At 73.4% G+C, this 12,240-nt stretch carries 8 protein-coding genes; 3 read left to right on the top strand and 5 right to left on the bottom strand.

Going from position 1 to position 12,240, the window contains the following annotated elements; genetic code table 11:
• Positions 1–27: 27 nt before the first annotated feature.
• The 3 genes from AB0L75_RS28690 to AB0L75_RS28680 all read right to left on the bottom strand — a co-directional run bounded on the left by AB0L75_RS28690 (position 28) and on the right by AB0L75_RS28680 (position 4,636).
• Positions 28–2,094, bottom strand: a complete 2,067-nt coding sequence (locus tag AB0L75_RS28690; RefSeq protein ID WP_365186362.1) for a tetratricopeptide repeat protein — start codon at positions 2,092–2,094, stop codon at positions 28–30.
• A gap of 182 nt (positions 2,095–2,276) precedes the next feature.
• Positions 2,277–2,903, bottom strand: coding sequence for an NUDIX hydrolase (locus AB0L75_RS28685; protein ID WP_365186360.1), 627 nt, complete (start codon positions 2,901–2,903; stop codon positions 2,277–2,279).
• A gap of 83 nt (positions 2,904–2,986) precedes the next feature.
• Positions 2,987–4,636 (bottom strand): CTP synthase, encoded by a 1,650-nt coding sequence (locus AB0L75_RS28680; protein ID WP_365186358.1) that lies wholly within the window; start codon positions 4,634–4,636, stop codon positions 2,987–2,989.
• 591 nt (positions 4,637–5,227) lie between these two features.
• Here AB0L75_RS28680 and AB0L75_RS28675 point away from each other — a divergent pair.
• Genes AB0L75_RS28675 through AB0L75_RS28665 form a run of 3 tightly spaced genes read left to right on the top strand, consistent with a single transcriptional unit; the run spans position 5,228 to position 10,132 of the window.
• Positions 5,228–7,030, top strand: a complete 1,803-nt coding sequence (locus AB0L75_RS28675; protein WP_365186687.1) for a glycoside hydrolase family 15 protein — start codon at positions 5,228–5,230, stop codon at positions 7,028–7,030.
• A gap of 49 nt (positions 7,031–7,079) precedes the next feature.
• A complete protein-coding gene (locus AB0L75_RS28670) occupies positions 7,080–8,441 on the top strand; it encodes an FAD-binding oxidoreductase (protein WP_365186356.1) in 1,362 nt (453 codons plus the stop codon).
• 44 nt (positions 8,442–8,485) lie between these two features.
• Positions 8,486–10,132, top strand: a complete 1,647-nt coding sequence (locus AB0L75_RS28665) for a PucR family transcriptional regulator ligand-binding domain-containing protein (RefSeq protein WP_365186355.1) — start codon at positions 8,486–8,488, stop codon at positions 10,130–10,132.
• A gap of 10 nt (positions 10,133–10,142) precedes the next feature.
• On the opposite strand, the gene AB0L75_RS28660 is transcribed toward AB0L75_RS28665, so the two are convergent.
• Together AB0L75_RS28660 and AB0L75_RS28655 are read right to left on the bottom strand one after the other, a co-directional pair.
• Entirely contained in the window at positions 10,143–11,279 is a 1,137-nt protein-coding gene (locus tag AB0L75_RS28660) for a glycosyltransferase family 4 protein (RefSeq protein WP_365186353.1), read from the bottom strand.
• 267 nt (positions 11,280–11,546) lie between these two features.
• A complete protein-coding gene (locus tag AB0L75_RS28655) occupies positions 11,547–12,233 on the bottom strand; it encodes a hypothetical protein (protein WP_365186684.1) in 687 nt (228 codons plus the stop codon).
• Between the last annotated feature and the right edge of the window lie 7 nt (positions 12,234–12,240).

The following is a 12,240-nucleotide window of genomic DNA, read 5'->3' as shown; positions in this document are numbered from 1 at the left end:
GTTCCGGCTGTCTAGCCTTTCATTGCATCAATCTTCGCTGGATGCACTACGGATTTCGCAGGCGTCACCATCCTGTTTGGGGCTTGCGTCGTCCTTCGGGGCCTCCTGGTCCAGCATGCGCGCGGCCGCGCCGCGGTGCAGAAGGGCCGCGGCGTGGTCGCCGAGCCGCTCCAGGGTGTCGGCCAGCCGGAGCTGCAGCGCGGCCTGCAGCCGGATGTCCTCGGCCCGCCGCGCCCACTCCACCGCCTCCTGGCAGGTGCGCAGCGAGTCCGCGAACCGCCCCGCGTACTCCTGCACCCGGGCCAGCTCGCTCAACGCCCGCGCATGGGCGGCCACATCACCGCTCTTGCGGTAGCCGGCGACGGCGGCCCGCCAGTTGCGCAGCCCCTCGCCGTAGCGGCCCGCGTAGGTGTGGGCGGTGGCGATCCGGCCGTACAGCCGGGCGGCCGGTTCGCGCTCGCCCCGGGCCAGCCGCTCGGCCAGGGCCCGGCCGAACCAGTCGGCGGCCCGGTCGTGATCCCCCAGCTCCTGGTACGCGCCGCCTACGGATTCCATCGCGCGGCCGCTCGCATACGGGTCATTCGCCCGGCGCCCGGCGTCCAGCGCCAGCCGGTAGCGGGCCAGCGCGTCCCGAGTACGGCCGGTCTGCGCGTCCACGTCGCCCAGGTTCAGCAGGGCCGCGGCCTCCTCCCGGGGCAGGCCGCGCCGCCCCGCGACATCGAGGACGAGGCTGTGCACGTCGTACAGGTCGGGGGCCGCGGCCTGCGTGCCCTCATGCGCCACCATGGCCCTGACCAGCTGGGACATCAGCCGGCGGGCGAGGGTGTCCAGCTCGCCGTCGGCCACCGCGAGCCGCGCGGACGCCAGCAGCGCGGGCCGCCGGATGCGCAGCCAGTCGGCGGCCGCCCTGGGGTGCGGGAAGCGCACCTCGCGGGGCATCGCGCTCAGCTTCTCCCGGGCCTGCGTGCTGTCCGTCTCGGTGATCGCCCGGCAGGACTGCAGCAGCCGTACCGTCCGCTCCAGCATCCGGGCCCGGGCCAGCTGCAGCTCCGCGGGCCGCTCCTGGCTCTCGGCGCAGCCGCGCAGCATCGGGTGCAGACAGCCGGGGACGTCGTACTGGGGCAGCGGGGAGTCCACCAGACGCAGCAGACCGAGGTCGACGAGGCTGTCCAGGGTGGTACGGGCGAAGTCGACCGAGCAGCCTGCGAGGGCGGAGGCGGTGTGCGGGTCGATCAGGCCGGCCGGGGCGAGGGAGAGCAGGGGCAGGATCCGGGCGGCCGCAGCGGGCAGCTCGGCGTGGACGTGCCGGAAGACGCGGGCCAGCGGGGTGGTGTCCGTGCCGTCGTCGGCGAGGGTGCGCAGCCGCTTGGCGAGGTCGGACACGGCTGACTTGGGGCGGGCGGCGAGCCAGCCGCCGGCCAGGACGAGCGCGGCCGGATGGCCCTGGCAGGCCTCGACCAGGCTCTCGGCGGAGCGTGGGTCGACGGTGATGCGGACCGCGCCGGTGTAGCGGGTGAGCAGTTCCACCGCGGACTTGGTGTCCAGGCCGCCCAGGGTGCAGGGGCGGACGTCCGCGATGCCGGTGAGCGGGCCCGAGGAGACGGCCACCACCAGGCAGTCCGGGGCCTCGGGCAGCAGCGCGTCGACCTGCTCGGCGCCGGCCGCGTCGTCCAGCAGCAGGAGTGTGCGCCGGTCGGCGAGGGCGGTGCGCAGCGCCGCGGTCAGCTCCTCCTCGGCGGCACCGGCCGGGGCCGGCAGCTCCAGCGCGGCGAGCAGCTCACGGGCGGCCCGCCCGACCGGGACGGGGGTGCCGTCGGGCTCGCTGAGCCGGGCCCGCAGCACCCCGTCCGGGTAGCGGCCTTCGACCTGGCGTACCAGTTCCTCGGCGAGGGCGGTCCGGCCGGAGCCGGGGCGACCCGCGATCAGGAGTACGCGCGCGCGTGGCGCCTTGCGGCCGGAGAGGGTGTCCAGTCCCGCGCGCTCGATGTCGGCGCACAGCTCCTTCAACTCCCTTGTACGGCCCAGGAAATGGTCTTCCGCGCCCTCGTGCGCCGACAGCCGCACGGCGCCTGTGTCCACCACCTGATCCGTCACGGGCCACGCTCCCGTCCCACCGCACGCGCAAGCCCGCCGGATCTTCCGCCACGGGCGTGCACGAGCCTAGTTCACGCCCTGCGACGCGCCGTGAGGAGCGCGGCCGACAGGTCCCCTGATCGGATCAGGCGATCGTCACACCAGTGGGCCGAACGGCCGAGTCCCGGGGCTTGAACCGTGCCTCAGGACTCGAAGGGGCGGGCCGGCCAGGGGGCGTCGGCCGGGCGGAGCGCGTCGAGGCCGTCGCCGCCGCGGGCGGCCACCAGCGACAGGACGCCGACGACCAGGCAGTTGTTGTGCACGTCACCGGCCAGGACGCGGCGCACCAGCTCCTCGACCGGCACGCGCGCGTGCTGCATGTCGGTCTCCTCGTGCTCCGCCTCGAACCGCTCGCCCTCGGCCTCGGACAGACCGCGGGCGAGGAAGACCCGTACGGCTTCGTCGCAGCCGCCGGGCGTGGTGTAGACGTCGGTCAGCACCCGCCAGTCCTCGGCCTTGACGTGCGCCTCCTCGTACAGCTCGCGCTGGGCGGCGTGCAGCGGGTTCTCACCGGGGACGTCGAGCAGACCGGCCGGGATCTCCCACAGCTTGTGCCGCACCGGGTGGCGGTACTGGTTGATGAGCAGCACGCGGTCCTCCTCGTCCAGGGCGAGGACGGCGACCGAGCCCGGGTGGACCTGGTAGTCGCGGCGGACCACCGAGCCGTTGGGCATGACCACGTCGTCCGTGCGGACGGAGGTCTTGTTGCCCACGAAGGGGGTCTCCGTAGCCCGGATCTCCCACGCCTCTGGGGTGTCCTTGATCGTCATGCCCTGTCCCTCCACACATGCACCAGCGGCCGGGGCGCGGTCCTTCTGCATCCGCGCGCCCCGGCCACCGTACCGCTCTTGTGCTACTTCGCGATCTTCCGCTTCACGGCCGCCTTCACCAGCCCGGCGAACAGCGGGTGCGGACGCGTCGGACGCGAGCGCAGCTCGGGGTGCGCCTGCGTGGCGACGAGGTAGGGGTGCACGTCACGCGGGTACTCCACGTACTCCACGAGCTTGCCGTCCGGCGAGGTGCCCGAGAAGAGGATGCCGGCCTTCTTCTCCAGCTCCGCGCGGTAGGCGTTGTTCACCTCGTAGCGGTGGCGGTGGCGCTCCTCGACGTACTCCTTGCCGTCGTACACCTCGCGCACGATGGAGCCCTCGGCGAGCTTCGCCGGGTACATGCCGAGACGCATGGTGCCGCCCATGTCGCCCTCGCCGGCCACGATGTCCATCTGCTCGGCCATGGTGGAGATGACCGGGTGGCCGGTCGCCGGGTCGAACTCGGTGGAGTTCGCGTCCGGGACGTCGGCCAGGTTGCGCGCGGCCTCGATCACGATGCACTGCAGGCCGAGGCAGAGGCCGAGCAGCGGGATCTTGTTCTCGCGGGCGTAGCGGATGGCGCCGACCTTGCCGAGCACACCGCGGTCGCCGAAGCCGCCGGGGATGCAGATGCCGTCGACGTCGCCGAGCGCCGCCTTGGCGCCGGCCGGGGTCTTGCAGTCGTCGGAGGTGACCCACTTGATCTTCACGCGGGCGCGGTTGGCGAAACCGCCGGCGCGCAGCGCCTCGGTGACCGACAGATACGCGTCGGGCAGGTCGATGTACTTGCCGACCAGCGCGAGGGTGATCTCGTGGTCGGGGTTGTGGACGCGGTCGAGCAGGTCGTCCCAGGTCGTCCAGTCGACGTCGCGGAACGGCAGGTCGAGCTTGCGGACGACATAGGCGTCCAGGCCCTCGCCGTGCACGGTCTTCGGGATGTCGTAGATCGAGCGGGCGTCGGGGCACGCGACCACGGCCGCCTCGTCGACGTCGCACATCAGCGAGATCTTCCGCTTGATCGCGGTCGGAACCTCGCGGTCGCAGCGCAGCACGATGGCGTCGGGCTGGATACCGATGTTGCGCAGCGCGGCGACGGAGTGCTGGGTCGGCTTGGTCTTCAGCTCACCCGACGGGCCGATGTACGGCAGCAGGGAGATGTGGACGACGAAGACGTTGTCCCGGCCGACCTCGTGGCGGACCTGGCGGACGGTCTCCAGGAACGGCAGCGACTCGATGTCGCCGACGGTGCCGCCGACCTCGGTGATGACGACGTCCACCTCGTCGGTCGCCATGCGCCGGATGCGGTGCTTGATCTCGTTGGTGATGTGCGGGATGACCTGCACGGTGTCGCCCAGGTACTCGCCGCGCCGCTCCTTGGCGATCACCGTCGAGTAGACCTGACCGGTGGTGACGTTCGCCGAGCCGTCCAGGTCGCGGTCGAGGAAGCGCTCGTAGTGGCCGATGTCCAGGTCGGTCTCGGCGCCGTCGTTGGTGACGAACACCTCACCGTGCTGGAAGGGGTTCATCGTGCCGGGGTCGACGTTCAGGTACGGGTCGAGCTTCTGCATCACGACGCGCAGGCCGCGGGCCTTGAGCAGCATGCCCAGGCTGGAGGCGGTCAGGCCCTTGCCGAGCGAGGAGGCGACGCCCCCGGTGACGAAGATGTGCTTGGTCGTCGTGGATTTGGGCGGCATGGCCAAGAGGGGGCTCCCGTGGTCGCTGTCTGTGATGCGGTGCGGCTGCCCGCCCGGACGCTTCCGGGGGTGCCGTCGCTGCGGTTCGGGGGTTTCAGGCCCACCGGTCCACGGGCTACCAGGGTATCAGCGCCTGGACGAGATGGCTTCCGGCCACGCTCCGCAATCACCCGGGCACGAACCCGGGGACAAACCCGGCACAGGGTCAGGCAGTGGACCCGGCACAGACGCCGGTACAGAACCACTCGCCACACGTGTCACCACAGGCACGCACAGGTCACACGTTTATCACCCGCTGCTCACCCGTTCGGCCCACACGGGTTGCCCGGAGCGGCACGCAGATCATCTACGTGCGTCGTATCCTGCTCGGACACTCGCTGCCGAGCCCGGCCGGAATGAGGGCACACCCCCGCCTGCACCACCCGGAACAACGAGAGCGCGGCAGTTCGTTGAGCAAGGACTGCCGTTTTGCCCCAGGGCTCGGCGGGCTGCTTTGCTTCACCGCTCAACGACGCATAACAACGACCCCTTGACCGCACTAGCGACAGCCCCCTGCGCGGGGGTGACGTGGCCGTTCGACTGGAGTTGCACGTGGCCGGGCGCATCGAAGACTACGCACTCATCGGAGACATGCAGACCGCCGCACTGGTCTGCCGGGACGGCACGGTGGACTGGCTGTGCCTGCCCCGCTTCGACTCGCATGCCATCTTCGCCGGCCTGCTGGGCACCGAGGAGCACGGCTTCTGGCGGCTCGGCCCGGCCCACGCCGCCGACTCGGCTCCGCCGGCGGCCGCCCGGCGCAGCTACCGCGGCGACTCGCTGATCCTGGAGTCGGAGTGGGACACCCCGCGCGGCACGGTCCGGGTGACCGACTTCATGCCCCCGCGCGAGGGCGCGCCGCAGCTGATCCGGATCGTGGAGGGCGTCACCGGCCGGGTGCCGATGCGCTCGGCCCTGCGGATGCGGTTCTCCTACGGCCGGGTCGTGCCCTGGGTGCACAAGCACGAGGGGCGGACCGTCGCCGTCGCCGGTCCCGACTCGGTCTGGTTCGACACCGAGGCGGAGACCTACGGAAAGTCGCTGACGACGTACGCCGACTTCACGGTCGCCCCGGGTGACCGGATCGCGTTCACGATCTCCTGGCAGCCCTCGCACAAGGAGCCGCCGCCGCTGCCGGAGCCGGAGGCCTCGCTGGAGGCGACGGAGGACTTCTGGCGCGAGTGGGTCGAGCACTGCACGTACCACGGGCCGTACCGCGAGGCGGTGGTCCGCTCGCTGATCACCCTGAAGGCACTGACGTACGCCCCCACGGGCGGCATCGTCGCGGCCCCCACCACCTCGCTCCCGGAGGACATCGGCGGCGTCCGCAACTGGGACTACCGCTACACCTGGCTGCGCGACGCGGCGATCACCCTCTCCTCCCTCCTGCGCACCGGCTACCGCGAGGAGGCCCGCGCCTGGCGCGAGTGGCTGCTGCGCGCGGTCGCCGGCGACCCGGAGAACCTGCAGATCATGTACGGCATCGCCGGCGAGCGCGAGCTGGGCGAGGCCGAGCTGGACTGGCTGCCCGGCTACGAGGCCTCCGCGCCGGTCCGGGTCGGCAACGGCGCCGCCCACCAGCTCCAGCTGGACGTCTACGGCGAGGTCACCGAGGCCCTGCACCTGGCCCATATGACGGGCCTCGCCCGCAACGACTACGCCTCCCTGCTCCAGCTCAAGCTCATCCGCTACCTGGAGGACCACTGGCAGGAGCCGGACGAGGGCATCTGGGAGGTGCGCGGCCCGCGCCGGCACTTCGTGCACTCCAAGGTGATGGCCTGGGTCGCGGTGGACCGCACCATCAAGCTGATCGAGTCCGGGGACGCGGACGGCCCGCTGGAGCGCTGGAAGGAACTGCGCGACGACATCCACCGGGACGTCTGCGAGAAGGGCTACGACAAGGAACGCAACACCTTCACCCAGTCCTACGGCTCCCAGGAACTGGACGCCTCGCTGCTGCTCATCCCCCAGATGGGCTTCCTGCCGCCCGACGACAAGCGCGTCATCGGCACGATCGAGGCGATCCAGCGCGAGCTGTCCACCCCGGACGGGTTCATCCTGCGCTACCCGACGGAGGGCGACAGCGAGGGCGTCGACGGGCTGCCGGGCGACGAGGGCGCGTTCCTCGCCTGCTCGTTCTGGATGGCCGACGACCTGGCGATGATCGGCCGGGTGGACGAGGCGCGGAAGCTCTTCGAGAAGCTCCTCGCCCTGCGCAACGACCTCGGCCTGCTCGCCGAGGAGTGGGACCCGCGCCTGCAGCGCCAGGTCGGCAACTTCCCGCAGGCCTTCAGCCACGTTCCCCTGATCGACACGGCACTGCGGCTGACGGCTTCGGGGGCGTACGGCGGCTGAGCGGCCCGCCTAGGCTGGAAGGCGGCACCCTGTCCGAAAGGGGGCTGCCATGGCTTCCCGTTCCACGGCGCACACGGCCCTGGCCGCGCTCCGCGAGGACCTCACCGGCGATGTGTTCGCTCCGGGGGACGCCGGCTACGACCGGGCTCGTACGGTCTTCAACGCGAGGGTCGACCGGCGCCCCGCCGTGATCGCCCAGTGCGCGGACGTGGCCGACGTCGTCCGCTGCGTGCGCTTCGCGCGCGATCTGGACCTGCGCATCGCCGTCCGCGGCGGCGGGCACGGCGTGGCCGGGTCGGCGCTCGGTGACGGCGCCCTCGTGGTGGACCTGCGCCGGATGCACGGGGTGACCGTCGACCCGGCGGGCGAGGCGGTCCGGGTCGAGGGCGGGGCCACGACGGGCGACCTGGACCGGGCGACCCAGCCGTACGGTCTCGCGACCACCGGCGCCCGTGCCTCCACCACCGGTGTCGGCGGCTTCGCGCTCGGCGGCGGCACCGGCTGGCTGGACCGCGCCTTCGGCCTCGGCGTGGACAACCTCATCGGTGCCGAGCTGGTGACCGCCGACGCCGAGCGGGTGCACGCCAACGCCGACGAGAACCCCGAGCTGTTCTGGGCGCTGCACGGCGCGGGCGGCAACTTCGGCGTCGTCACCGCGCTCACCCTGGAGCTGCACGAGCTGCCGGAGTTCTCGGTCGTGCTGCTGCTGTGTCCGCCGGAGTCCGGTCCTGACGTGATCCGTGCCTTCCGCGAGATCATCCGCACCGGACCGGACGAGGTCGGCGGCGCCGTGCTGTACCTGACCGGTCCGCCCCCCGAGTCCCGGCTGCTGTGCGGTGCCCTGCTGACGTACGCGGGCGGCGAGAACGAACTGCGGGGGCTCGCCGAGCCGCTGCTGGCGCCGCCGCACGAGCCGGAGATCGTCGGCACCCTGCCGTACGCCGATGTGCAGTGCATGTGGGACTCCCCGTCCGGCCTCAGGAACCACTGGTCGGCGGAGTGCCTGGCGGATCTGCCCGACGAGCTGGTGAACCGCTTCTGCGCCCGCGCGGCCGGGCTGCCCGGGCCGAACGGCAGCCGGCATGTGATCTTCCCGCTGGGCGGCGCGATCGCCGCCGGATCGCGTGAGTTCCCGGTGCCGTACCGGGACGCCTCCTGGACCGTGCACCCCTTCGCGTGCTGGGCGGACCCGGACGACGACGAGCGGGCGACGGGCTGGGTGCGGGACGCGTGCGCCGAGGTACGCCCCTGGAGCACCGGTGCCGTCCCCCTCGGCTTCCTGGGCGACGAGGGCCCCGAGCGGGTCCGGGCGGGCCTGGGCGCCGGAAACCTGCTGCGGCTGGAGAAGGTGAAGCGCCGCTGGGACCCCGACAACGTCTTCCGCTTCAACCACAACATCAAGCCCATCTGACAGGGAGCTGTCCCGAGGGCGTTCACGCAGGTAGCGTCCGCTGCATGACCAGCCGTACGGACCACCGATTCGACACCCAGGGCGCCGGGATCACCGTGCAGCGGGCGCTGGAGCTGCCCGGGCTGCGCAGCGGGCTGCCGGAGATCCTCGCGGGTGCCGACCGGCTGGGGCGCACGGTGCGCTGGGTGCACGCGGGCGAGGTGCCGAACATCGCCTCGCTGCTCAAGGGCGGCGAACTGCTGCTCACCACCGGCTACGGCCTCGGCACCCGCCCGGCCGAGCAGCGGGCGTTCGTGCGCACCCTCGCCGAGCGCGGGATCGCCGCCCTGGTGGTGGAGTTGGGTCCGCGTTTCACCCGGCTGCCCGCCGCCCTGGTGGACACCGCCCGCGCGGCGGGGATGCCGCTGGTCCAGCTGCACCGCGAGGTGCCGTTCGTGACGGTGACCGAGGAGATCCACACCGAGATCGTCAACGGCCACTACGCCCTGCTCCAGCGGGCCGAGGAGGTGCACCGGCGCTGTACCGAGGCGCTGCTGGGCGGCGGCGGGGTGCCGCAGGTGCTGGGCATCCTGGCGGACTTCAGCGGCAACCCGGTGTTCCTGGAGACGGCCGACGGGCGTCTGCTGTACGCCGCCGGGGAGGGCCCGGAGGGGGCGGATCCGCTGCAGGTGTGGGAGGGGCTGCGCGGTCCGCACAAGGACGCGCCGCCGCCCGCGGGTTCGGTGCTGGTGGACGTGCCCGGCGGCGGCCCGGGTACGGCGGGTTCGGTGCGCGCCCGTCTGGTCCTGCTGCCGGTACGGTCACCGCTGGCCCCCGTGCACCGGATCGCCGCCGAGCGGGCCGCGGGCATTCTCGCCGTGGTGCTGATGCAGGCCCGCCAGGAGGAGGAGCTGGCGGCCCGCGGGCGCGGTGATTTCCTCACCGATCTCGCCGAGGGCCGGATCAGCGCGGAGGACGCCCCGGCGCAGGCCCGGGTCCTCGGCTTCAAGCCCGGCGAGAGCCCGCTGCTGCCGGTGGTGATGCGGATCGGCGACTCCCTTTCGCCGGGCGGGGGTTGGGCGGTGCTGGCGCGGGCGGTCTCGGAGGAGCTGGCCGCGGTGGGGGTGCCGGTGCTGCTGGGTGTGCGTCCGGTGGAGGGCCGGGTGCTGGTGCTGCTCGGGCTGCGTTCGGAGTCGGAGCGCTCGGCGGTCGCGGACCGGGTGGCGGCGGCGCTGCGGGCGGGGGTGGAGCGGGCCGGGATGCGCCGGCCGGGCTCTCCGTCGCCGGTCGTGGTGGTCGCCGTGGCGGGCGGCTGGGCGGCCGCGTCGGCCGGGCTCAGGCATGCGGCGGAGACGGCGACGGCGGCGCAGGGCCTGACGGACCGGCCCTGGTACGACGCCCGCCGCCTCGACATCGACCTGCTGCTGTGGCGGTTGCGTGACCACCCGGACCTCGCCGCGTTCGTGGACCGCGCGATCGGCCCGCTGCGCGACCACGACCACCGCTCCAAGCCGCCGCTGCTGCCGACCCTGGAGACCTATCTGGCGCACGCCGGCCGCAAGGCGGAGACCGCCCGCGAGCTGCATCTGAACCGGCAGACCCTGTACAACCGGCTCGCCCGCATCGGGGAGCTGCTGGGCACCGACCTGGACGACCCGCAGACGGTCCTGGCGCTGAGCCTGGCCCTGCGGGCCCGTCGGCACGTGTCCTAGTGCCCCGGCATTAGGCGAGTGGCCGGGGCTGGGTCAACTCGTCGTAGATGCTGAGCACTTGGGCGACCGTGTCGTCCTCGGTCGGCCAGCCGGCGGCCTGCCGTACTCCCGATTCGCGCAGTTCCTCGCGGCGCTCGGGATCGGCGAGGAGCCGTACGACGGTGTCCGCGAGCGCCTCCGGGTCGCCGTACGGGACGAGTTCGGCCGCGTCGCCGACGAGGTCGGGGATGCCGCCGACCCGGGTGGCGACGAGCGGCACGCGCGCGTGCAGCGCCTCCTGGGCGAGGACCGACCGTGACTCCCAGCTGCTGGTCAGCAGCGCCAGATCGGCGGCGGCGAGCAGCTCGGGCACGTCCTCGCGGCGGCCGATGAGTCGCACCGGCAGCCCCTCGTCCTCGATCCGCCGCTGCAGCTCCGGGCGCTGCGGCCCCTCCCCGGCGATGACGACCAGCGGCACGGGGTCGAGGTCGCGCCAGGCGCGGGCCGCGTCGAGCAGGACGTCGTAGCCGCGGTGCCGGTCGAGGGAGCCGACCGCGATGAGCAACGGGCGGTCGGTGGCGCCGAGTTCGGCCCGGACCTTGGGGCGCAGCCGGTCGGGGTCGTCGAGGACGACGGGCCGCCGCTGCCCCGGCAGGCCGACGGCGGCGAGCCGGGCGTCCCGCGCCCCTGTGCTCCGGGCCCGGTCCACCAGGTCGGAGCTGGTGCCGAGGACCACGGCCGCCGTGCGCACCACCCGCCGCTCCAGCAGCCGCAGGAAATGCGCCCGCGGGCCCTGCGCCTGCGCCCGGTCGTGCCAGGTGACCATCAGCGGGGTGCGGCGGCCGCTGAGCGCCAGCACCGCCCGGAAGGAGGCGTGCAGCCCGTGCGCGTGCACCAGGTCGGCGTCCGTGCAGGCCGCCCGCAGCGCGGCCACGGAAGCGGGGTCGCTGCTGCGCGGCACGTGCACGTGGTCGGCACCGGTGCCGGTGAAATCGTAGGTGCGGTCGGCTTCCACGGGGGCGCACACCGTGACCCGTACGCCCCTCGCCACGAGCCCCTCGGCCAGCGAGCGCACATGCGCGCTGCTGGCGGCGTTGCCTCCGCCCAGCACCTGCACGGTGCGCAGCGGCGACTGACCGTACGGCGCGTTGCTGCTCAGGGGGCTCACGGGGCCGGGGCTCCTGGTTCGACGTGGGCGGTCACGAGGAAACGTACCGAAGGTAGCGGGCTCACGGGGGCGGACGGACGTACCTCGCGCGCCTCCCGCGCGGACCGTGTTCCCTCCAGCATGCCAGGGCGACGGGCCGTTACGGGAAATCCGGCGGGCGCACAGTGCGGCGGGCCGGGGCAATGCGCCGGAGCATGTCACCCACACGGGTGAGGGGAGCCCGGCGCGGCCGAACCCCGTACGACCGAATCCGGCGAGGTCAGACACTCACAGCGCCCGTGCCCAGGCGCTCACCCGGTCTCCGTACGCGGCGGCGGCCACGACCGCGACGGCGTGCGCGAGCAGCCCCGCGCGTCCGTTGCCCGCCACGACGGCCGCCCCCAGCGCCGCGCCGAGCGCGTGCGCCCCCGTGTCCCCGATCATCGCGCGCTCGGCGAGGTCGTCGGGCAGGACGGCCGCGGCGGCGCCCATCGCGGCGGCCGACAGCCCGGCCCCGGGCCCCTTCCGCAGCAGCCCCGGCGCGCCGAGCGCGAGCACCGCGCCGGCGGCCCGCCCGGGCCGTACGTCGACGAGATTGACGAAGTGCGCGGTACCGGCGATCACGATCCCGGCGAGCAGCCTGTCCAGCGGCCGCTCCTTCATGAACGCTCCCGCGGCCAGCCCCGCGGCCGAGATCCCGAACAACTTCACGGCCCCGCTGGTGACCTCACCGTCACGAAGTGCCCCGAGATGCGCCCGGAAGCCGCGCCGGTGGTCCCCGGCGACGTCGTCGTACGCCCCGCACGCCCCGGCGGCCAGAGCGGCCAGAGCGGCCCCGGGATGCACCCGCGAGGCCGCGGCGGCCGTACCGAGCGCCGAAGCGGGCCCGGCGTACAGCCCGACGGTCCGCCCGGCGTAGTTCTTCCGCTCCCAACGCGCACGTGTGCCGGGCGCGCCGCGGCGCAGGGCGGCCATGCCCGAC

This window comes from Streptomyces sp. NPDC052101 (genome assembly GCF_040680235.1).
Lineage (GTDB): Bacteria > Actinomycetota > Actinomycetes > Streptomycetales > Streptomycetaceae > Streptomyces.
Note: the sequence above shows the minus strand (reverse complement) of the source record. Positions and strands in the feature narration are given on the sequence as shown.

Excerpts from the sequence above, each read along its gene's own strand:
- AB0L75_RS28685 (WP_365186360.1), bottom strand. The coding sequence starts at position 2,903 with ATGACGATCAAGGACACCCCAGAGGCGTGGGAGATCCGGGCTACGGAG.
- AB0L75_RS28670 (WP_365186356.1), top strand. The coding sequence starts at position 7,080 with ATGGCTTCCCGTTCCACGGCGCACACGGCCCTGGCCGCGCTCCGCGAG.
- AB0L75_RS28665 (WP_365186355.1), top strand. The coding sequence starts at position 8,486 with ATGACCAGCCGTACGGACCACCGATTCGACACCCAGGGCGCCGGGATC.
- AB0L75_RS28680 (WP_365186358.1), bottom strand. The coding sequence starts at position 4,636 with ATGCCGCCCAAATCCACGACGACCAAGCACATCTTCGTCACCGGGGGC.
- AB0L75_RS28655 (WP_365186684.1), bottom strand. The coding sequence starts at position 12,233 with ATGGCCGCCCTGCGCCGCGGCGCGCCCGGCACACGTGCGCGTTGGGAG.